This window comes from Streptomyces mirabilis (genome assembly GCF_039503195.1).
In the GTDB taxonomy this organism is placed as follows: domain Bacteria; phylum Actinomycetota; class Actinomycetes; order Streptomycetales; family Streptomycetaceae; genus Streptomyces; species Streptomyces mirabilis_D.
Genome location: NZ_JBCJKP010000001.1, coordinates 865,085 through 885,484, shown reverse-complemented (window position 1 = coordinate 885,484; position 20,400 = coordinate 865,085). Strand labels below are relative to the sequence as shown.

The 20,400-nt window shown below is 70.1% G+C and carries 19 protein-coding genes; 7 read left to right on the top strand and 12 right to left on the bottom strand.

Annotated elements, in window-relative coordinates; all coding sequences use genetic code 11:
- Positions 1-124: 124 nt before the first annotated feature.
- The 4 genes from AAFF41_RS04600 to AAFF41_RS04585 form a co-directional block, all read right to left on the bottom strand.
- Positions 125-2,191: a DUF1996 domain-containing protein gene (locus AAFF41_RS04600; RefSeq protein ID WP_343326250.1), complete on the bottom strand. Its 2,067-nt coding sequence runs from the start codon at positions 2,189-2,191 to the stop codon at positions 125-127.
- Positions 2,192-2,368: 177 nt separating this feature from the next.
- Positions 2,369-3,652, bottom strand: coding sequence for a sugar ABC transporter permease (locus AAFF41_RS04595; protein ID WP_319752006.1), 1,284 nt, complete (start codon positions 3,650-3,652; stop codon positions 2,369-2,371).
- A gap of 5 nt (positions 3,653-3,657) precedes the next feature.
- Positions 3,658-4,440, bottom strand: a complete 783-nt coding sequence (locus AAFF41_RS04590; RefSeq protein WP_319752005.1) for an ATP-binding cassette domain-containing protein — start codon at positions 4,438-4,440, stop codon at positions 3,658-3,660.
- A 38-nt stretch (positions 4,441-4,478) separates the two neighbouring features.
- Complete coding sequence (locus AAFF41_RS04585; protein WP_319752004.1) at positions 4,479-5,567, bottom strand: substrate-binding domain-containing protein; 1,089 nt, start codon at positions 5,565-5,567, stop codon at positions 4,479-4,481.
- Positions 5,568-5,748: 181 nt separating this feature from the next.
- On the opposite strand from AAFF41_RS04585, the gene AAFF41_RS04580 reads away from it, so the two are divergent.
- Entirely contained in the window at positions 5,749-8,283 is a 2,535-nt protein-coding gene (locus AAFF41_RS04580; RefSeq protein ID WP_343323521.1) for a SpoIIE family protein phosphatase, read from the top strand.
- Positions 8,280-9,365 (top strand): sugar ABC transporter substrate-binding protein, encoded by a 1,086-nt coding sequence (locus AAFF41_RS04575; protein WP_319752002.1) that lies wholly within the window; start codon positions 8,280-8,282, stop codon positions 9,363-9,365. Before AAFF41_RS04580 ends, AAFF41_RS04575 begins: the two co-directional genes overlap by 4 nt.
- A gap of 40 nt (positions 9,366-9,405) precedes the next feature.
- Here AAFF41_RS04575 and AAFF41_RS04570 read toward each other — a convergent pair whose 3' ends face one another.
- The 4 genes from AAFF41_RS04570 to AAFF41_RS04560 all read right to left on the bottom strand — a co-directional run bounded on the left by AAFF41_RS04570 (position 9,406) and on the right by AAFF41_RS04560 (position 11,106).
- Positions 9,406-10,200, bottom strand: a complete 795-nt coding sequence (locus tag AAFF41_RS04570) for a polysaccharide deacetylase family protein (protein ID WP_319752001.1) — start codon at positions 10,198-10,200, stop codon at positions 9,406-9,408.
- Positions 10,201-10,278: 78 nt separating this feature from the next.
- Positions 10,279-10,482, bottom strand: a complete 204-nt coding sequence (locus AAFF41_RS51460; protein ID WP_351521918.1) for a hypothetical protein — start codon at positions 10,480-10,482, stop codon at positions 10,279-10,281.
- On the bottom strand, positions 10,479-10,637 hold the full coding sequence (locus AAFF41_RS04565) for a hypothetical protein (RefSeq protein ID WP_343323520.1): 159 nt from the start codon (positions 10,635-10,637) through the stop codon (positions 10,479-10,481). Before AAFF41_RS04565 ends, AAFF41_RS51460 begins: the two co-directional genes overlap by 4 nt.
- A gap of 238 nt (positions 10,638-10,875) precedes the next feature.
- Positions 10,876-11,106 (bottom strand): hypothetical protein, encoded by a 231-nt coding sequence (locus AAFF41_RS04560; protein WP_343323519.1) that lies wholly within the window; start codon positions 11,104-11,106, stop codon positions 10,876-10,878.
- 87 nt (positions 11,107-11,193) lie between these two features.
- Here AAFF41_RS04560 and AAFF41_RS04555 point away from each other — a divergent pair, with 87 nt between their 5' ends.
- A complete protein-coding gene (locus AAFF41_RS04555) occupies positions 11,194-11,919 on the top strand; it encodes a GNAT family N-acetyltransferase (protein WP_343323518.1) in 726 nt (241 codons plus the stop codon).
- 80 nt (positions 11,920-11,999) lie between these two features.
- On the opposite strand, the gene AAFF41_RS04550 is transcribed toward AAFF41_RS04555, so the two are convergent.
- Both AAFF41_RS04550 and AAFF41_RS04545 read right to left on the bottom strand, forming a co-directional pair.
- Entirely contained in the window at positions 12,000-13,670 is a 1,671-nt protein-coding gene (locus AAFF41_RS04550) for an MFS transporter (protein ID WP_415925975.1), read from the bottom strand.
- A 104-nt stretch (positions 13,671-13,774) separates the two neighbouring features.
- Complete coding sequence (locus tag AAFF41_RS04545) at positions 13,775-14,236, bottom strand: MarR family winged helix-turn-helix transcriptional regulator (protein WP_319751996.1); 462 nt, start codon at positions 14,234-14,236, stop codon at positions 13,775-13,777.
- Between the two features lie 221 nt (positions 14,237-14,457).
- On the opposite strand from AAFF41_RS04545, the gene AAFF41_RS04540 reads away from it, so the two are divergent.
- The 3 genes from AAFF41_RS04540 (at position 14,458) to AAFF41_RS04530 (ending at position 17,828) form a co-directional block, all read left to right on the top strand.
- Positions 14,458-16,014: a tol-pal system YbgF family protein gene (locus AAFF41_RS04540; RefSeq protein ID WP_343323517.1), complete on the top strand. Its 1,557-nt coding sequence runs from the start codon at positions 14,458-14,460 to the stop codon at positions 16,012-16,014.
- 125 nt (positions 16,015-16,139) lie between these two features.
- A complete protein-coding gene (locus tag AAFF41_RS04535; RefSeq protein WP_319751994.1) occupies positions 16,140-16,997 on the top strand; it encodes a class I SAM-dependent methyltransferase in 858 nt (285 codons plus the stop codon).
- 138 nt (positions 16,998-17,135) lie between these two features.
- A complete protein-coding gene (locus AAFF41_RS04530; RefSeq protein WP_343323516.1) occupies positions 17,136-17,828 on the top strand; it encodes a class I SAM-dependent methyltransferase in 693 nt (230 codons plus the stop codon).
- Between the two features lie 36 nt (positions 17,829-17,864).
- Here the strand turns inward: AAFF41_RS04530 and AAFF41_RS04525 are convergent, their stop codons facing one another.
- Together AAFF41_RS04525 and AAFF41_RS04520 are read right to left on the bottom strand one after the other, a co-directional pair.
- Positions 17,865-18,332, bottom strand: a complete 468-nt coding sequence (locus AAFF41_RS04525) for a hypothetical protein (protein ID WP_343323515.1) — start codon at positions 18,330-18,332, stop codon at positions 17,865-17,867.
- 43 nt (positions 18,333-18,375) lie between these two features.
- Positions 18,376-18,645, bottom strand: a complete 270-nt coding sequence (locus tag AAFF41_RS04520; protein ID WP_343323514.1) for a hypothetical protein — start codon at positions 18,643-18,645, stop codon at positions 18,376-18,378.
- Positions 18,646-18,855: 210 nt separating this feature from the next.
- On the opposite strand from AAFF41_RS04520, the gene AAFF41_RS04515 reads away from it, so the two are divergent.
- Entirely contained in the window at positions 18,856-20,187 is a 1,332-nt protein-coding gene (locus tag AAFF41_RS04515; protein WP_343323513.1) for a hypothetical protein, read from the top strand.
- Positions 20,188-20,400 lie beyond the last annotated feature (213 nt).

Sequence of the window (20,400 nt, the reverse complement as noted above, 5' to 3'; positions counted from 1 at the left end):
CGCCGGAGTGCCCGGCCGTGGGCTGCCGGGAACGACGAACACCGCGCCGCCCGTACCCGCGGAGTTGCGGGTACGGGCGGCGCGGTATGTGCGGTTCGGGGGTGTCGTTACCCCGGGGGTGTTGTTACACGGAGCCGCGCCGGATGCGGCGCAGGAGCACCAGGCCCGCGATCACGAGAACCCCTCCGGCCGCGGCCGGCCAGAGGTTCGTGCCGGTGTCGGCCAGATCGCCGGTGACCGTCTGCGGTTCGGTCTGCGACTGCGACTGCGACTGCGAACCTGCCGGTGACGTGTCCTGCGCTGTCGCCTGCGTGGACGGGGTGTCCGCGCCCGCGCCCGCGGCCGGCGTCTGCGGTCGGTGGGTCGCTTCGCTGCCGTGGTGCCCGTGCGCGCCGCCCTGCGGTGCGGCGGCCGTGTCGCTCGCCTCGGCCGAGGGTGACGTGTCCGCCTTGGGCACGACGACAGTGTGGCCGGTACCGGTGCCGGTGCCTGTGGTCTGGCCGCCGCGCGTCGGTTCGGTGGTGCCGGGCGTACTGGCCGGAGGCTGCGTGGTCTGCGTGTCCGTGGGGGTTGCGGAGGCTGTCGCGTCGTTGCCGCCGGACGAGGCGTCAGGACTCGGGGACGGCTCGCCCGTGCCGGCTCCGCCGTTGCCACCGGCACCGCCATTGTCACCGGCACCGCCGCCGGCCCCTCCACCGGCACCGTCGCCGCACTGTCGCCCGGCGTTGATGCAGTCCACCATCTCCCGCATGAGGGATGCGTCGAAGACGTTGATGAAGTCGTCGTGGTCCGTGATCGCCTTGTGCACCTGCTCCGGGAACCCGTCCACGGCGTACGGGTTCTTCACCTGGCCGTTCTCGAGGGTCGGCGCCGGAACGTCGTAGACCAGGCGCATCGTCAGCTGCGGGATCGCCTTGAAGCCGCCCGCGCAGTTGCCGTTGGCGTCGGCGAAGGCGACGTGCGTGCGGTGGTTGGCGCTGTCGATGTTCTGACCGTCCCAGCAGCTCTGGAAGGCGAACGACCGCACCACGCTGCTGCCCTGGGGACAGATCGGGTACTTGTCCGTCAGCTGCACCTTGTCCTCGAAGCCGGTGCAGCTCCAGTGGGCGTTGGCGTTCGCGGGGCCGTTGGTGAACGCCTTCGCGTCGCCCGTGATGATGCGCAGGAACGTCGGCATCTCGACGACCTTGCTCTGCGGGTTGCCGATGAACTCGATCTGCGCCTGCTTCGCCTGCAGGACCTTTCCGACGTTGCCCTCCAGGCCGCCCCCGTTCTTGTCGGCGTCGAACTCCTGCGTACCGTCCTGCACTCGGAGCACCGGCCAGTAGTACGTGGACTTGTCGCCCTGGTTCTGGCACGTGGTCGCGGCTTTGGCGAGATCGTCGTTCGTGGCGAACGCGTCGTTCGACTGGTTGCCGACGTAGTCGTGCAGGTGGTGGGCGCCGTTGGTGACACCGGGGGCGACGATCACGTTGTCGGTGTTGAACTTCTTGTTGGCGTTCACACCGCACGAGCTGGTGAACGTGCCGGTCGAGGCGTTGCCGCCGCTGCCCGGCTTCTGCGGCACGTTCGGCTGGAGCGTCGTGATGTCCACGAAGTCCGCTGCGACGGGGCCGCTGGCGGCGCTCGCGCCGCCGCCCTGCTGGCCGCCGCCCTGTTGCCCGCCCTGCTGGCCGCCGTTGTTGTTCTGCTGCTGGCCGTTGCCGTTCTGGCCACCGGCGTTGTTCTGGGGCTGGTCCGCGGGGACCGCGGTGCAGGTGGCCAGAGCGTCGAGCGAGTTCGGGGCTTCGGCGCCCGCGTTCTTGAAGCCGGTCTTGATGCGGTCGATGACCGCGCCCCGCTTCTCCTTCAGCGGACCGAGGATCGCGTTCTGGACGAAGTCCGCGTCCTGTGCCTTGGCCTGCTGCTCCGAGGTCATTCGTGCGTACGCCTCGGAGATCTGCTGGTCGAGAAGGGCGAGTTCCTTGTCGACGTCCGCCCGTGCCTGCTGTGGCACCTCGGCGAGTTTGCTGCCCACGTCCGGACAGTCGATCGTGGCGGCTCCCGACCAGGTCTGGTTGCTCGGGTTCGCCTGACCGGGCGCACCGGCCGAGCCGCTCTCGGTCGCTGAAGCGTAGACATTGACCGCTACGAGCCCTCCTCCGCCCAGTATCAGTGCGGCTGCGGCAAAGGTTGCACGCTGTGCCCCCATGGGGCGTCTGCGCGTGTTGCGTCTCACGTGTGTACTCCTACGTCCCGTGGCAGGCCAGGCATGGAAATCCCCCGTCCCATACGCAGGCGAGCCCGGTAGCGTTCAAACGCCGCACGAATTCACAGCAGCCTCGTAGCTCGCGGCCAAACCTGCCACGGTGATCTCGGGCCACACCCGTCAAGCCCGCCCGTGTGCCTTCTGCGAGCGGCGTGACAGCGAGTCGATGACCACCGCGGCGAAGAGCACCCCGCCCGTGATGACGAACTGGACGGCAGCGGGGATGTCCGTGAGTGCCATGCCCGAGGCGATCGACTGGATGATCAGCATGCCGAGCGCGGCGGACCAGGTCGTGCCGCGTCCTCCGAACAGGCTGGTGCCCCCGATGACGGCCGCCGCGATGGCATTGAGGAGCAGGACGCCCGAGCCCGAACTCTGGCTCACCGAGGTGATGCGCGAGGCCAGGAACAGACCGCCGATCGCGGCCATGGTGCCCGAGATCGCGAGCACCGCGGTCTGCACCCCCGTGACACTGAGACTGGCGCGGCGGGCTGCCTCGAGGCTGCCGCCGAGTGCGTAGATCTGCCGCCCGTAGTGTGTGCGGCGCAGCACGATGTCCAGGCCGGCCACCACGACGAGGAAGATCAGGAGGGCGAGCGGCAGGCCCTGGAAGCGGTTGAGCAGATACGCGCCGGTGAACGCGATCACCGCGAGTAGTCCGGTGCGCGCCACGATTCCCCGCAGCGAGCGGTACGGCATGCCGACGGTCTTGCGGCGCCGCCTGTCCTGGTAGCCCACGAGGAAGACCAGGGCCGCGGCGATCGCCGCCAAGCCGTAGGCGACGGCGTCGTTGGTGAAGTAGTAGCTGGTCAGCTTGGCGACGAGCCCTTTCTCGTCGAGGTTGACGGTGCCGCTGGTCCCGAGGATGTAGAGCATGAAGCCGTTCCAGGTGAGCAGTCCCGCGAGTGTGACGACGAACGCCGGCACCCGGGTTTTCGCGAAGGAGAAGCCCTGGATGGTTCCCGCCGCGGTACCCGTGAGCACCCCGATGATGGCGGCAAGCCATTCGGGCACGCCGTTGTTCACGTTGAGAACGGCGAAGACGGCCGCCGCGAGACCGCTGATCGAGCCGACCGACAGGTCGAGTTCACCGATCAGGAGGACGAAGACGATGCCTACCGCGATGAGACCGGTGCCCGCGACGTCCACGCTGAGATTGGACAGGTTCCGGGGCGAGAGGAAGCTCTGGTTCAGGGACTGGAAGGTGATCCAGACCGCGGCGAGGACGAGGACGACGGGCAGTGAGCCCAGTTCGCCGGCGCTGAGCTTGCGCCGGGCGACGGCGGCCCAGCGATGGACGACACCAACGACGGCGCGGACGAAGGCCTGCCCGTGACGGGGCCGCGGGGCCTCGGCGTCGGGTTCGGTGGGTTCGGCCCGAGCGTTGTCCGCCGTCCTGCGCATCCCTTTCACCACCCCGACTCGTGGGAGGCCATCCGGTGGGGCTCGTTCTCCGTGGCGCCGGTGACGGAGGAGATGATCTGTTCCTGAGATGCGGTGTTCACGTCGAAGAAGCCGTTGTTGCGACCGAGCCGCAGCACGACGGCCCGGTCCGCGAGAGCTTTGACGTCGCCCATGTTGTGACTGATGAGCAGTACTCCCAGGCCGCGGTCGCGCAGCTGGTCGACGAGGTCCAGGACCTCGCGCGTCTGCTCGAATCCCAGAGCCGCGGTCGGTTCGTCCAGGAGGAGAACCCGCGGGTTGCCGAGGAGTGAGCGGGCGATGGCGACTGTTTGCCGCTGGCCGCTGGAGAGTGAGACGGTGGGGACCCGCAGATCGGGGACACCTTTGGTCAGGCGTTCCAGCAGGTGCCTGGTGCGGCGCTCCATCTCCACCTCGTCGAGGAACCCGAACCTGCGGATCTCGCGTCCGAGGAAGAGGTTGCCGACGACATCGAGGTTCCCGCACAGCGCGAGGTCCTGATAGACGGTGGCGATACCGAGGTCCCGGGCGTCGTGGGGGCGTTTGATGGGGACCGCCCGGCCTTCCCACTCGATGGTGCCCTTGTCCGCGGGGGCGACGCCGGAGATGACATTGACGAGGGTGGACTTGCCGGCACCGTTGTCCCCCAGGAGAGCGACGACCTGGCCGGCGTAAATCTCCAGTTCGATGTCGGTGAGCACCTCGACGACGCCATAGCGCTTGCACACGCCACGCAGCGCCAACAAGGGGGGAGTCGGCACGGTCACCATCTCCTTCCCGGGGCCCGGACCTGCTCGGTACCTGCCCGTCAGGTGAGCCCCGCCTTGCCGCAGGCGGCCGCGAGTTGGGGTGTGCAGATCTGCCGGATCGTGTAGACGCCGTCCTTCACCAGGGTGTTCTTGATGTTGTCGGCGGTCACGGACACGGGGGTGAGCATGGTGGCGGGAACCGTCCTCCCGTCGCGGGTCCTCACCTTGCCCGTGGTGACCCGGTCGAGGTTTTCATGGCGGGCCGCGGCCACGGCCATGGCCGCGGCCGCGGAAGCCTCGGGAGCGAAGGGTTTGTAGACGGTCATGTACTGATCGCCGGCGACGATGCGCCGCAGGGCTCCCAGTTCGGCGTCCTGTCCGGTGACGGGAGGCAGTGGGGCGACCTTGTTCGCCTTGAGGGCGGAGATGCTGCCGGCGGCGAGGCCGTCGTTGGCGGCGTAGACCCCCTGGATGGCGGAGACACCGAGAGCGGAGATGGCGCCGGACATGTCGAGGTTCGCGCCCTCCGGCCGCCACTGGAGGATGTCGTACGCCTTGCCGATCTTCACTTTCCCGTTGAGCACGGACAGCGCGCCCTTCTTGAACGCCACCGCGTTGGGGTCGCTGGGATCGCCGTTCATCATGACGACCGCGCCGGTGCGCGCCTTGGCGCCCATCGCCTTCAGCAGTGCCCTGCCCTGGAGCCTGCCGACCTCTTCGCCGTCGAAGGAGGCATAACCGGAGATCGGGCCCTGGGAGAGACGGTCGTAGGCGATGACCGGGATACCTGCCGCATGGGCCTTCTTGACCACGACGCCGAGCGATCTGGCGTCGACGGCCGCGAGCACGATGGCATCGACCCCCCTGGTGATCATCGAGTCCATCTGCTCCTGCTGGGTGGCCACGTCGCCCTTGGCGTTGACGTGCTCGACCGTGCAGTCGTGGCACAGCTCCGTGATCTTCTTCGTGAGCAGCGGCGTGTCCTGTGTCTCCCAACGAGTCGTGGCGGCGTCGGGCAGCAGCACACCGATCGTCAGGTTGTTGCCACCGCCGGAGCCGCTCCCGGCGTCGTGCCCGCAGGCCGTGAGAGCGACGGCCGTCGAGATCGCGGTCACGACGACGACCGCGCCCCGGATGCAGGCCTTCATGCGAGAGACCTCCCTGTCCTTCACCTCGCGCGGCGAGGGCCCGGTGGCAGGACGACCACGTCGTAAGTGTGACACCGGCTGATGGATATGTCCTATTGATACCCATATACGATTCTGGTGTGCGGGTGCCTGATTTCCATCCGTCGGCACCTGACGCATCGACGGGAGGTAGGTCGCCGACATGCCTCATGACGGCCGTGCCCGGACCGGGGTCTCGGAGCCACGGGCACGCGAGGCCGACGCCTTCGACACCGGTTCACCGCCTCCGGTGCCGGAGGCGGTCACGAGCGAGCGGGCCCTGACGTTCGTGGGGGCGGCGCTGACAGCGGTCTATCTGCCCGGTGCCGGGAACCAGGAGCTTCGGCTGGTGGAAACCGCCGGAAGCGCCCGTCGCGAGTACGGGCTGCCGGAGCGTTTGCCGCTGTCCGGCGACTCACCCGCGGCGCACACCTTTCGCACCGGCCGGCCACTGTGGCTGACGTCCGAGGCGCTCGCCTCCTACTCCACGGGCGGGCCCACACCCCCGCGGCCGGAGGCGTCGCTCGCCACACTGCCGCTCGGGACGGAGCGCGGTCGCCTGGGCTGCCTCGTCGTCGTGGGGGATTCGGCGGACGGCTTCGAGGCCGAACAACGCCGCTTCCTGGAGCAGTACGCCGACGCGGTCCTCGCCGTGCTCCGGACGGGAACGGGCGGGCCCGCCCCGTCGCCGCTACTGAGTCCGGCCCTGCGGAGTCTGTGCGTCGGCTCCTTCGTCATCACGCCGGACACCGGTCTGATCGAGGCGGACGAGACGCTGCTCGAATTGGCCGGCATCACGCCCGATGACTTCGACGGCAAGGCGGACACGCTGCTCGCGCATGCCCTCCCGGAGGACATGCACGCGCTGATGTCGGTCCTGGAGCCCTCCACCCAGACGGTCGGCCGGCGGGAGCTGGAGTTCCGTGTCCGCCGCCCGACCGGTGAGATGCGCTGGCTGAGCCTGAGCTGCCGGGTGGCGGCGGGCTGTGACGGCCGGCCCGAACAGGTACTGGGTGTGGTGACGGCGACCTCGGTCCTGCGGCAGAGCGCCGACGACGTGTCCAGGATCCAGTGGCTGACTGCCGCACTCGACGATGCCGTAACGGTCCGTGACGTCAGCCGGGTGGTGGTCACCGCGCTGGGCGAGCCGCTGGGCGCAGACCGGGTGGCGCTCGCCGAGTTGCAGGACGACCGGTTCGCCGTCACCGTGCTCGATCCGCCCGAGCCCGCCGCCTGGCCGCAGTGGTGGCGTTCCGAGTGGCGTTCGGAGTGGCCCGACGCGCCCCTCAGTGCCCTGCCCACCCTTCAGATGGCTCTGCGGGACGGACGTATGGATCTGTGGTCCGCCGGCGCGGCCCTCGAACCCGGGCTCGCGGGCATCGGCGCCGGAGGTCTGGCCGTCCTGCCGCTCCCCGCCAAGGGCTGGGTCGCCGGCGTGTGCCTGGTCGGCTGGGACCAGCCGCACGAGTTCGTCCCCGAGGAGCGGTTCCTGCTGACCGCCACCGCGGCACTGGTGGGACAGGCCCTCAAACGTGCGCGCGCACACGACGCCGAACAGGAGCTCGCGACGATGCTGCAGCGCAGTCTCCTGCCCCGGCGCCTGCCCGAGCTGCCCGGCGGGACGGCCGTCGCCCGCTATCTGCCCGCGAAGCGGGGGTTGCAGGTGGGCGGTGACTGGTACGACGTCATAGCCCTCTCCGAGGACCGGGTGGCGCTCGTCATCGGTGACGTCCAGGGACACAGCGCCGGAGCCGCGACGATCATGGGCCAGATGCGTACCGCGATCAGGGCGTACGCCGTGGAGGGCCATCCGCCCGACGTGGTCGTCTCGCACGCCAACCGGCTCCTCGTCGGTATGGAGACCGATCTGTTCGCCACCTGCTGCTATGCCGAGTTGGACATGGAGGAGGGCAACGCCCTGTTCGTACGGGCCGGGCACCTCGCACCGCTCCTGCGCCACCCCGACGGCAGGACCGAGGAGGTACAGGTCGAGGGCGGACTCCCGCTGGGCATCCTCGCGGACGCGGAGTTCCCCATGACCACCTGCGCCCTGGCCCCCGGCACGGTGATCGTCATGGTCACCGACGGCCTGGTCGAGGGCGTCGACCTGCCGCTGGACGAGGGCATGGACCGGACCCGCACCGCGCTCGCCGCGGCTGATCCGGCGGATCCGGGGGAAATGGCCGACCAGCTGCTCGGCGAACTCGACCCTCGAGAGGACGACGTGGCGCTGTTGCTGCTGCGCTACGACGGCATGAAGACCCGACCGATACGGGCCGGCTGGGCGGTGTGGCGGCTGCCCGACGCCGTCATGCACGCACGCCGCTTCACCGCACGCGCGCTGCGTCGGTGGAAGGTCGAAGAAGTGACCGACGCGGCGTTGCTGGTCGTGTCGGAACTGGTCACCAACGGCCTCGTGCACACGCAGGGCCCGGTTCGCGTCGACCTGATGCTCCGCGGAGACCGGGTGCGGGTCAGCGTGAGCGACTGCTCGCCGCGTGCCCCGGCCAAGCCGGTGATCGTGGACTGGGACGCGACCGGCGGCCGAGGTCTGCTGCTCGTCGAAGCGATGTCGGAGTCCTTCGGCTCCGTGCCGGTGGCCGGCGGCAAGCAGGTGTGGAGCGAGCTCGTCGTGCCGCACTGCGAGCAGCCCCACGTGGACCCGGGGCCCCGGACGCAGCGAAGGGGGCTGCCATGAGGACCCGTACATGGCACGTCGTCGCGGTGCTCGTCGCGGGATTCATGACGACGTCCCTGGCCGCCTGCGAAGAACTGGAAGAGGGGAGGGGCAAGGACGGCTTCACCGTCGGCCTGCTGCTCCCGAGCCGAACCATCCCCCGCTGGGAGCGGTCCGACAAGCCGCTGATCGAGAAGCGGCTGAAGCAGCTGTGCCCCCACTGCACCTTGGAGTACGCCAACGCCCAGAACGACGCGATGAGGCAGCGGCAACAGATGAGCTCCATGATCACCAAAGGGGTCAGGGTCCTGATCCTGGACGCCACCGACACCAGGGCGCTGCGCTCCTCGATCCAGGAGGCGCACGAGTCGGGTGTCCCGGTCCTCGCCTACGACCGGCTCGCCGAAGGCCCGATCTCGGGCTACGTCAGTTTCGACGGCGCGCAGGTCGGCAGGCTCCAGGGCGAGGCGCTCCTGAAGGCGATGGGCGACAAGGCGAACGGCGGAAACGTCGTCATGATGAACGGTGATCCGAGCAGCCCCAACGCGGATTGGTTCCGTCGCGGCGCACTGTCCGTCGTCTCCGGCAAGGTGAAGATCGGAAGGGCGTACGACACCCAGGGCTGGAGCATGGACAGCGCCCACGCCAACATGTCCGCCGCGATGGCGGCCCTGGGCCCGGACCGGATCGACGGCGTCCTGGCGGCCAACGACACCATCGCCGCGGGCGTCATCTCCGCTCTGAAGAGCGCCCGGGTCAAGGACCTTCCTCCCGTCACCGGCCAGGACGCCAACCTTGACGCCGTGCAGCGCATCGTCAAGGGCGAGCAGTACATGACGGTCTACAAACCCTTCAAGGCGGAGGCCGACGCGGCCGCCGCCATGGCCGTCGCCCTGGGACGCGGAGAGGAACTGCGCAAGATCGCCACGACGACGACCGACAGTCCCACCACCAGGCACATCCCCTCCGTCCTGCTCACGCCGAGGGCGGTGACGGTGGACAAGATCAAGCCGACGCTCGTCAAGGACGGCATGTACAGGGTCGACGAGATCTGCACCGCCGAGCTCCGGCCCGCCTGCGAAAAGGACGGACTCACCCGCTGAAGGGTCGGACTCACCCGCTGAGAGGACGAGTGGCGGGTACTCAGCGCACGGGAAAGCCGAGGGAGTAGCCCTGCTGCTTCAGCCAGGGCAGGACCTCACGCAGGGCGGCCACGGTCTGGGAGCGGTCCCCGCCGGCGTCGTGGAAGAGGATGGTCGGGCCGTTGGAGATCTCGCTCTTGACGGTGGCGACGATGGCGCCCGTGCCGGGGTGTTCGAAGTCCTTGGAGTCGACGTTCCAGCCGAGCGGTCGCATGCGGTGGGAGGCGGCCAGGTGGCGGCTGTAGGGGGTGAAGGCGCCGCCCGGGGCGCGGTAGTACTCCGGCCGGACGCCTCCGGAGGCCTGGGTGATCATGCGTTCGGCGTCCAGGATCTGCTGGGACTGGTAGGCCTGGGACTTGGTGTCCATGGTGGTGTCGTGCGAGACGGTGTGGTCGCACAACCGGTGTCCGGCGGTCACCACCGCCCTGACCAGGTCAGGGTGGGTCTGGGCCTGGGTGCCCACCATGCAGAAGGTGGCCTTCACGCCGTTGTCCCGCAGCACCTGGAGGACCTGCGGCGTCCACGTGGGGTCCGGTCCGTCGTCGATGGTGATGTTGACACCGCGGGCCCCGCGGTCGGAGGAATGGGCGATGTCCACCGACACCGGCGTCCCGCCCGGAGCCTTGGACCCGGCGTTCGGCGCGCCGGAGTGCGCCGAGCTGGCGGCCGGTGTGTGCTGCCCCTCGACGGGATTGGCCTGCGCGGTCCACATCGAGGTGGCGGCAGCCGCAGCCGTCACCCCGACCGCCGCCGCGAGAACCCGACCGTGCCAACTCCGTCCCCCATGCCGCGACATGTCCGCCCCACTCCTCGTCGTGCTCGTGGATCTCGTGCATCCGTGAGGACGGCGATGGGCCGCCGGGGGATGCGTCCGTTACCGATCACGGACAATTCCGCGGGGATTCGGAGACAGAGCGGCGACACCACGCAGGGAAAGTCCTCCGAACGAGCGGCGGTGAGCCCGGTGTTGGTGCCCCCGACCCCCTTCTCCGACGGCGGCGAGCCCACCCGCGTCGTCGACCCTGAACATCACCTTGAGCGTCGCGTCGGGGACGAGACGGCCGTGGCTGTCAGTCACTTCGACGAGCACGCGCGCGTCATCGGGCGGCCGGGCCCGACGTCCCAGGGCCAGCTCGCCAACTCGTCGAAGTCGCCCCACCAGACGACCACTTGCTCGGTCCCCGGCAACGTCGCACGCTCCACCGGCATGTCCACCGGGCCGACGCCGGACACGGCCGCCCGCTCGGCGCGTGCGGTGTGGAGGCTCGGTGAGTCGGGGGACCACAGTGCGGCCCGCTCGATCGGGAGGTCGAGCGAGGAGTCGGCCGTGGCGCTCGATCCGACACTCCGTGCAGGAGCGTGTCGCGTGCCCGCGCGGGTCGAGGACCGTGACCCGTACGTACGCAGGGGCGGCCCGTGCGCCGAGGTTGGCGACCGACACCCGAGCGGTGCTCGCTCACCTCGGGCGTCGTCACGTGAACGCCCCGGAGCGGGATCCGCACAGGCCCCGCACGGTCAGCCACGTATGCCCCAGGTGCGGGGGCAGGTCGTCGGCGAACGCCGTGTAGCCGTAAGGGAGGAAACCCAGGTGCACGCCGTTGAGCCAGACGTCCGCGTTCTGGTGGACGCCGTTGTTCATCGTGTCGAACGGGCTTATCGCCTGGGGAGGTTCGGGCGCCGACGGGTCGGGTTCCTTGAGCACGAGGAGGGACGGGTCGCTGGTGCTCCGCCGTCGGTGGAGGTGGCGTACGGGAGGTCCTCGATGTTCCAGCCGTGCAGGATGAGGGCCATGTCGAGAGAAGCGCTGCTGGTCAGAGCCCGTGGGCTGTGGGAGGGCCTGGCCCGGGTGCCGGTGTCGTTCGCGCCGACGGGCGGTGTGAGCGTGGTGGAATCCCCGGAGTCCGAAATGTGCCCGGTCGGCTGGGTCGGCGTGGTCGCCCTGGGCGGATCGGCGATCGTGACCGTGCCGAGCGCGCGTGCCGCCGTGATCGTTCGCGACGCGTTGGCGGGTCTGTCGGTGGAAGACGCCGTGGATGGCGTTGCGGTCCGGGAGGTGCTGCCCGTGGCCCGGGTGCTGGGGCCGGCGGCGCTGGCGTACGTGTCTGCGGAGGCTTTCCGGCCGGTGGAAGCCGGTGCGTCGACGGTGGAGCAACTGCCCGCCAGTCACCCGGAACTGCGGCTCCTGGAGCGGGCGGCAGGTCGTGAGGACGCCGGCGAGGCCGTACTGGACGAGATCACGTCGCCCGTGTTCGTGGTCCGAGAGCATGGTCAGGTGGTCGCTGCTGCCGGGTATCGGGCCTGGCCGAGTCGGACGGCACACATCGGCGTACTGACGGCGCCAGGAGCGCGAGGACGCGGGCTGGCCCGGGTGACCGGCTCGGCGACGGTCGCGCATGCCCTCGCTGCCGGACTCCTGCCGCAATGGCGCGCGCGGCCTCCCGCCTCCCGACGTGTTGCCGCCGTACTGGGTTTCGTGGAACTGGGCTCCCAACTCAGCGTTGAGATCGCCGGTTGAGATCGCCCGGAAGCGGTCGACGGTCGTTCTCGTGCCGCCCGTACCGGCGTCGCACCGCCGGCCTGGGCGATGACCCGCGCCTACGAGGGTGCGTTGTTCCGGCGCTGTTCCGCCGGTGCCGGGTCGGCCACAGTGGGCGGTCGGCTCCGCGGCGGGTTGTCCGGAGCGGTACGCTGCCCGCCGCGTAGGGCCGAGGCGAGGGCGGAGACCAGCGCCATGCCCGCGGCGACGCCGAAGACGATGGCCAGGCCGTGGTGGAACGGACCGGAGACCAGTTGCGGGAAGAAGGTGTGACCGGTCAGGGCGGCGTGCTGGGCCGCGGTGAGGTGGGTGAGGGTTCCACCGGATCCGAGCAGATGCTCGATGGGGTTGTTGCCGAGGAACGTGGCGAACAACGTGCTCACCGGGGGCAGCGACGCGGCGTGCTCGGCGGTGCCGGCCGGTACGCCGTGCGCCTGGAGTCCGCTGCTGAGCGCCCCGGGCAGGGATGAGGCCAGTCCGGAGACCATCAGGGAGAAGAACACACCGATGGACAGAGCGGTGCCCGAGTTCTGGAACGTGGAGCGCATGCCCGAGGCGACGCCCCGGTACTCGGGCGGCACGCTGCCCATGATCGAGGACGTGTTCGGCGCGGAGAACATACCCTGGCCCAGCCCGTTGAGCAGGAGCAGCGCCGCGAAGAGCCCGTAGTCGAAGTCGATGGGTAGCGCGAGCAGCCCGAGGAAGGAGACCGCGACCACGACCAGGCCGGTCGTGGAGAACATCCGGGCGCCGAACCGGTCCGACAGGTAACCCGACACCGGACCCGCGATCAGGAAGCCGAGCGTCAGCGGCAACATGAAGATGCCCGCCCACAGCGGGGTGTCCTCGAACGCGTAGCCGTGCAGGGGCAGCCAGATGCCCTGCAGCCAGATGATGAGCATGAACTGCAGCCCGCCGCGTGCGATCGCGGTCAGCAGCGCCGCCAGGTTGCCCGCGGCGAACGCCCGTACCTTGAACAGCGACAGGGTGAACATGGGGTCGGCGACGCGCGACTCGACGTAGCAGAAGAGCAGCAGCAGTACGACGCCGCCGATCAGGCCGCTGAGCACCCACGGATTTCCCCAGCCGGTGGCGTCGGAGCCGTAGGGCTGGATGCCGTAGGTGATGCCGGCCAGCAGGATTCCGGCGCCCGCGGCGAAGGTGATGTTGCCCAGCCAGTCGATGCGGCCGGGGCGTCCCGCCGCGGTCTCGCGCAGGCTCAGGTACGACCAGATGGTGCCGGTGACGCTGATCGGCACGCTCACCCAGAACACCGCGCGCCAGTCGACGGCGGCGAGGAGGCCACCGGCGAGGAGGCCGAGGAACTGGCCGGCGAGCGCGGTGATCTGGTTGATGCCGAGGGCCATGCCGCGCTGCCGGGTGGGGAAGGCGTCGGTGAGGATCGCGGCCGAGTTGGCGGTGAGCATGGAGCCGCCGAAGGCCTGCACGATGCGCCAGAGAATCAGCCACATCGCGCCGGCGCCGGCCCGGAAGGGGTCGAGGGACAGCGCGACGGAGGCACAGGCGAAGATGAGGAAACCGAGGTTGTAGATCTTGACCCGGCCGTACATGTCGCCGAGTCGGCCGAGGACGACGACGAGTACGGCCGACACCAGGAGATACCCCAGGATCATCCAGAGCAGATAGCCGATGTTGCCGGGCGCGAGCGGGTCGAGCCCGATCCCGCGGAAGATCGCGGGCAGCGAGATGATCACGATGGAGGCGTCCATCGTGGCGATCAGCACACCGAGCGTGGTGTTGGACAGGGCGACCCACTTGTAGCCGGGGCCCGCGGGGGTGTCCTTCCGGCGCGTCCAGCGTGAGGTGCGCGCGGTCACAGCCGTTCCGCCAGTCGGTCGAGGAGGGGCAGGGCCGACGCGAGTGTCCCGCGCTCCTCCGGGGTGAACTCGTCGAGGACGGCCGAGAGCCGGTGTACGGACTCGGAGCGCCGCTCCGCCAGCATGGCCCGTCCCTCCTCGGTGATCGCCACGATGATCCGTCGCCCGTCCGCCGCGTCGGGGCCACGACCGACGAGCCCGCGCTGTTCTAGTACGGCGAGTGTGCCGGCCATCGCCTGTGGCCGTACGCGTTCCAGGTCGGCGAGGGATCCCGGGGAGCCGGGGCCGTCGGCGGCGAGCCGCGCGAGCACCGAAACGCCGGAGAGTGACACGTCCCCCACGGCGTGGGCCTGGCGCAGTCGCCTGGTCATGCGGCCCACGGCGAGGCGCAGGTCGGAGGCGAGCCGGACGGTGTCGGGCGGTCCGTGGGGGTGATCGGTACCTGCTTCTCTCTCCACCTGCACAAGTACTAACAATAGGTTTATCAGTCTGGGCTGGCAAATAAAATGTCGGTCATGACGAGCGGGTGATCTCCGACGGAGACAGGGTGATCCCCGACGCCGACACTCCGCTCACCGCGTGTCCGCACTGCCGCGGCGCATCCTCTGTCGCGCCCGAAAGATTGAACGTACTCTGACAAGTCATGGAACTTCGGGCGTGATTGACTGGGGGAGCCGTCATGTCCTGGGACAACAACGGCCCGCGCGCCGGATTCGTCGTACCGCCGATGCCGAGCGCACCGCCGCCCGCTGCGGCTGACGGGCTGCGAGCGGCCGCGGTGGCACTGCTGAACCTGTGCGGACTGGGCCTGGGTTATGCGCTGGTGCGCCGTCGGGGACTCATGGCGCTGTGCTGGGTCGCGACCGCGCTGCTGCTCTGGGTGGCCCTTCCCGCGGACCCGGACGGCGTCCCGGGCGCAGCCGTCGTCGCCTACCTGGTCTTCCTCGGTCTCGCGGTCGTTCACGGGGCGGTCGTGGGTCTGCGGACCCGTCTGGTGTGGGCGCCGCGCGCCTGGCTCGCGATCACGCTCGGGGTCGTCCTTCTGGCCGTGCCGACCGGAGGCGTCGTCCTCTATGACGGCGCGCGTGACGAGGCCACCGAGGCGATGCTCATGGACCGGTTGGAGCGGGCGGACAAGCTCGTCCAGACCGCCGGCAAGCAGCCGTTCGCGACGGCGGAGGCCGACTACCGTCGGGCACTGACGGTCTATCGGGGCCTGCGCGGCGACCATCCCGGCTCACGCGCGGCCGCCCGGGTCCCCGATCGGCTCAAGACGTACTACGCCACAGTCGGTGCGCCCTTCGACCGGAAGAACTACTGCGACGCCATAGCGCCCTTGAAGTACCTGCGCACGGTGCCGAGGACCATGGGCAAGCGGGACCTCGGAGCACTGTCCACGTGGCCCGACGATCGGCTGGCGACCTCGCTCTACGCGTGCGCGTCGCGGTCGCTGAGCGGTGGCGAGGCGGACTGGACCACGCACTTCAGCGATCTCCTGACGACGTTCCCGCGGTCCGCGGCGGCCGCGAAGGTGGAGCCGGCGGTCAAGACCGCGGTCGACAAGGCCGCGAAACAGGTGGCCGGCGGCGATCCCTGCACGGCCGTCCAGCACCTCAACAGCCTGGGTACCCAGGTCCGCGCGTTGCCCGGAGAAGAGGCGGGTGTGGCCGCGGACCTCGGCAAGGACGCAGACCGGGCCGACAGGACCGCGGACGCGGGTACGTACGCCTGCGGAGTGGACCAGTACAAGAACGGACGCTTCGACGAGGCCGTCACCACGATGAACGACTTCGTCAAGAACCATCCGCACCACACGAACCGAGCCCGCGCCCAGAAGATCGCCATCGCGGCGGAAATCGCCCAGACGGTGCCCGCCGCGGGCAAGAGGCTGCCCACGACGGCGTCCGGCGGCAGTATCTCCGTCACCGTCAAGAACGACAGCCCCGACGACATCACCGTGATGTACACGGGGCCGGTGACGGGAAGCTTCCCTCTCAAGGCCTGCGGGAGTTGCACGTCCTACTCCCTCGCCAGCACGCTGGTGCGAGGCTTCACACCGTGCAACGACAGCGGGAAGAACTATCCGCAACGGACCATCCGACTGCCCGCGGGCACCACGTACTTCGTGCACAAGGCCCGGAGCGGAACCGGGAAGTCCCCCGCCTCGGACACGGCCGAGCTGCGGTCCGGCTACATCTACACCGAGTGCGCCTACACCACGAGCTTCGGCTACTGAGGCGCCCCGGCGTGTGGGATGGTCGTGGCCCCGACTGATCGCGACGCTGTCGCCCGGTGCGCCGGGAACCCACGTCGCGGTCGTCCACGGCCGACTCGGAGACTGACCGCAAGGAGAGGGGCATCGTGGCGGACGAGCAGAGCGAGGTGCCGGACAGCACCGCGGTGCGCGTCGCCCTCTGGCGGGCGATGCACGTGCGGGTCGACTCGCCGCCCCACGTGATCGAGGACGAGATCGGGCTGCGACTGGCGGCACCTGACGAGGGATGGCAGCGCCGCCCGGACATGGATCCGCGGGGCACCAGCGGGTTCCGGGCGGCCATCGTGGCCCGAGCCCGGTTCATCGAGGACCTGGTGGCCGAGCGGGCCGGCCACGGCGTCGCCCAGTACGTCGTGCTGGGCGCCGGTCTGGACACCTTCGCCCAGCGCAGGCCCGAGATCGCCGCCCGCCTGAGGGTGTTCGAGATCGACCAGCCGGGCACCCAGGCCTGGAAGCGCCGACGCCTGATCGAACTCGGCTACGGGATCCCCGACTGGCTGCGACTCGTGCCGGTCGACTTCGAGGCGGGCGCGGACTGGTGGGAGCAACTGTCCGACGCCGGCTTCGATCCCGGCCGGCCGACGGTCGTCGCCTGCACCGGCGTCACCATGTACCTCACCAAAGACGCCACCGCGGCGACCCTGCGGCGACTCGCCCTGCTCGCCCCCGGCTCGACGCTCGCCGTGACCTTCATGCTGCCGGCCGAACTCGTCGATGACGCCGACCGCCCCGCGCTCGAGGCGACCAAGCCACGGGCGCAGGCGGCCGGAACGCCGTTCATCAGCTTCTACGCCCCGCAGGAGATGCTGGCGCTGGCCCGCGACGCCGGCTTCAAGGACGTCCACCACGTGTCGGGAACCGTCCTCGCCGAACGCTACTTCGCCGATCGGACCGACGACCTTCGCCCGTCGAGCGGAGAAGATCTGTTGGTGGCCACTACCTGACGGGTGCTCGCATGGCAGGTGACGTGAGATTCGAGCCCGATCTGTACCGCGGTACGGCCCACTACTACGACCGGTTCCGGCTTCCCTACCCCGACGCGATGATCGCCGATCTCGTACGCCGGGCAGCCCCCTCGGGGCGTGGGCGGCTGCTCGACCTGGCCTGCGGCACCGGCCAACTCGCCTTCCCGCTGCGCGGCTCCCGCGGAGGTGTGGTGCGTGGACGCCGAGCCCGACATGACCGAAGTGGTCCGCGCCAAGGCGATCGCCGTGGGCGCGACACACATTCGCGCGATCACCGTCGGCGCCGAGGATCTGCCCGCCGGGCCGGACAGCTTCGAGTCGATCGTCATCGGCAATGCCTTCCACCGGCTCCGCCGCGCCGCGGTCGCCGGACTCGCCCACACCTGGCTCAGGCCCGGTGGCTGCCTCGCACTGTGCTGGTCGGCCTCGCCCTGGGCGGGTTCCCGGGACTGGCAGCGGGCGCTCGCCGGCGTGCCGCGCACAGGGCGGAACGTCCTCGGCGCGGCCGGACGCCATCCGCCCGGCTGGGACCGGCCGAGGCAGCGGGACCCTGACCACGACGTGGTGTCCCGCGCAGGGTTCGAGCCCGCCGGACGCCACGAGTTCTCGGTCGAGCACCACTGGACGATCCGTGAACTCGCCGGACACATCCGGTCGACATCGTTCCTGCCGCCGCCGGTGCTCGCGGACCACGCCGCCGCCTTCGACGCCGACCTCACCGCCGAACTCGGCCGCCACACGGCCGACGACCGCCTCACCGAGACGGTCGGCTTCGCCTACGAACTGGCCCGCAAGCCGGCACGGGCGTGAAAGCAGGCGGGCCGCGGTGGTGGGTTGTGGGTTGCTTCAGGATGGCATCGGCTCGTCGAGGAGGGTGAGGGCGAGGCGGCGCAGCTCGTCGTCGTCCTTCCACGTGACGCGACGCGGAGAGGTGGCACAGAGTTCCAGCAGGGGCCGCAGCTCCGGCGGGGTGGTCGCGAGGGCGCCGGCTGTCCGCATGCCGGCAAGGACGCGCAGGGCATCACGGCGGTCGTACCAGGCGGTGTCGTTCGAGGCGTAGGTGGTGGTGGGTGCGGCCCGTGTGAGGAGGAGGGGGAGCACGGGCCGCGGGTTGCCGGTGATGCGCCAGTAGGCGTCGGCGGCCTGCGAACGGCCGTACTCCCGTGGGTCGTTGAGCAACGTGACGACCTCCGGCGCGAGTGGCGCAGCGAGCGGGCCCAGCCGCCCGACGGCAGGGAGGATGCCGGGCGGGGACGGCGTACGCAGCAGGCCGCGCAGGGTCTCGTCGAAGGCGGCGGCGTGGTCCGCGAGCACCGGCGGCGGCAGGAACGATGTCGACCGGATGTGTCCGGCGAGTTCACGGATCGTCCAGGACAGCTTCTCGATGCCAGGTCACGTGCAGCGCCAGATGGGCCAGGAACGGTACCGCTTCCACCGTCGCCGGATACAACGACCCCTGATGGTTGAGGTTGTTGATCAGCTCCTCACCGACGCTCTCGCCGCGCTCCGTCTCCGGGGACTCTTCCGCGTACAGGACGCGGATCATCTCCGGAACGTCGCCGGCCGGCCCATAGGCATGCTCAAGGGCCGCCCAGTCCACCTCGTTCAGCTCTTCGGGTGCGCGCACGCCCGCACCCTATCGACCTCGGCGGCGACCTCGACGGTGGCATCGTCGACGGACGGAACAAGGGACGCAGTAGAGTGGTCGAACGGGCGCGCGGGGCGCCTCCGGGTCCGCGGGAAGGGCAGAGCCCACCTGGTGTACACGAGGGCGTCATGACGGCCTACCGTCCCTTCGGCCGGTTCGGCGGACCACCGGTTCACCGAAGGAGGCTCCGTGCCGACCACACCAACGCCCGTGCCCCTGCCCGAGCGCGCCAGTCTGGAACAGCTCAGGAAGCGGGCGAAGGACTTGCGGCGGGCCGTGCGCTCCCAGCAGCCCACCGCCTTGGCGCTCGTCGCGCGGCACGCGCCCGAGAGTCGGGATCCACTGGCCGAATTCAACCTCGACACCGCGCAGTTGGTGATCGCCCGCCTGCATGGATTCCCGAGTTGGCCGCGCCTGCGGCAGCACCTCGCCGCGCATGCCGGGGCGTCCGGTGACCAACCACGCTCCGGCACTCGTCAGGTGGAGGACTTCTACCGTCTGCGGACCGGGTGGGCCTCCACGGCGGACGTACGCCGCTGCGCCGCGGCCGCGACGCGCGCGCATCCCGATCCGGCCGACTGGCAGCCGTTGTTCACCGCGGGCCGCAACGGCATCAGGGCGATCGCATTCGGCTCGCCGGACGGAGTGGTGTTCGCGGAACTCACCCCGAAGCGGGTCACGTTGTCCCGGCCAGCCGTCGGCGCGTCGGCCGGTGAAGGAGCGTCGGTGACGTTCCACACCGAGTTCGGCACCATCGCGGGCGTTGCCGCACCCGAGGTCGGCAGCCTGGTCGTGGAACGGCCCGCGGACCGGCGCCCGCTGGGATGGACGGTGGTCGCCGACGGTGTGTTCGTGGCTCCCAACGCGTTCCTCGTCGACGCCACCGGCCTCGTGCTGCGGACCAACGGCAGCCCCAAGGGCGAGATCGTGCCCGTCGCGGCCCTGCCGGCGCGCGCGACCGCCGTCGTGGACCGGCCCGCGTCGGCCGTCGAGGACCCCGCGCTCGCCACCGAGGATCTGAGCGCGGTTCTCGCGGCGGCCGACGCACCTCCGATCGTCGATCCGGAGCAGTGGCGACCCGGTGCTCACGCCGATCTCACACCGCGCGAACGAGTCCGGCTCGGCCGCTACGGCAAACTGCTCGTCTGGCACACCACCGGTGACCGACCGAGTGCCGAGGACCCGTTCGTGTTCGACTTCACTCCTCAACAGGGCCCGGTTCGGGACTTCGCCGTGGTCGGCAGGAACATCGCGGCCACCCGGATGTACTACGACTTCGCGGACGGCGCCAGTGGGACCATCGCGGTTGTGGGCCTGGTGGAAGACGCCCACATCGCCTCGGTCGTGCTGCGCCGCGACGGCATGCCCGACCTGGCGGCACGCATCACCGGAGGGACGTTCCTCATCGCGGGGCCCGACCTCACCGACCTGCCGGAACGCGGCCCCGTCACGGCCGTCCTGGTCGCCCGGGACCACTCCGGAAACGTACGCGAAGAGCTTCCCTACCAGCGGCAGGACTGACGCGACCGCACGGAAGGACGTGGACGAATACGCGCAAGTGCGGCGCGTGGACGTCGTAGAGGGGGCGTGACGGAGCACTCGGGCAGCGTGCCCTTACTTCTCCTCACGCCCCTTATGTCTTCTATGCCCGTTCGCCTAGCGTGGTGGCGCACGACCACCGCCGGGTCCGGACCGCCGACGCGGGGGTGGTCGGCGTGAACAGGGGGGTGGGGA

What these genes read in the sequence shown, in the direction of transcription:
- AAFF41_RS04590 (WP_319752005.1), bottom strand. Translation starts at nt 4,440, where the DNA reads ATGGTGACCGTGCCGACTCCCCCCTTGTTGGCGCTGCGTGGCGTGTGC.
- AAFF41_RS04550 (WP_415925975.1), bottom strand. Translation starts at nt 13,670, where the DNA reads ATGGACGCCTCCATCGTGATCATCTCGCTGCCCGCGATCTTCCGCGGG.
- AAFF41_RS04580 (WP_343323521.1), top strand. Translation starts at nt 5,749, where the DNA reads ATGCCTCATGACGGCCGTGCCCGGACCGGGGTCTCGGAGCCACGGGCA.
- AAFF41_RS04585 (WP_319752004.1), bottom strand. Translation starts at nt 5,567, where the DNA reads ATGAAGGCCTGCATCCGGGGCGCGGTCGTCGTCGTGACCGCGATCTCG.
- AAFF41_RS04540 (WP_343323517.1), top strand. Translation starts at nt 14,458, where the DNA reads ATGTCCTGGGACAACAACGGCCCGCGCGCCGGATTCGTCGTACCGCCG.
- AAFF41_RS04575 (WP_319752002.1), top strand. Translation starts at nt 8,280, where the DNA reads ATGAGGACCCGTACATGGCACGTCGTCGCGGTGCTCGTCGCGGGATTC.
- AAFF41_RS04595 (WP_319752006.1), bottom strand. Translation starts at nt 3,652, where the DNA reads ATGCGCAGGACGGCGGACAACGCTCGGGCCGAACCCACCGAACCCGAC.
- AAFF41_RS04570 (WP_319752001.1), bottom strand. Translation starts at nt 10,200, where the DNA reads ATGTCGCGGCATGGGGGACGGAGTTGGCACGGTCGGGTTCTCGCGGCG.
- AAFF41_RS04555 (WP_343323518.1), top strand. Translation starts at nt 11,194, where the DNA reads ATGTCGAGAGAAGCGCTGCTGGTCAGAGCCCGTGGGCTGTGGGAGGGC.
- AAFF41_RS04600 (WP_343326250.1), bottom strand. Translation starts at nt 2,191, where the DNA reads ATGGGGGCACAGCGTGCAACCTTTGCCGCAGCCGCACTGATACTGGGC.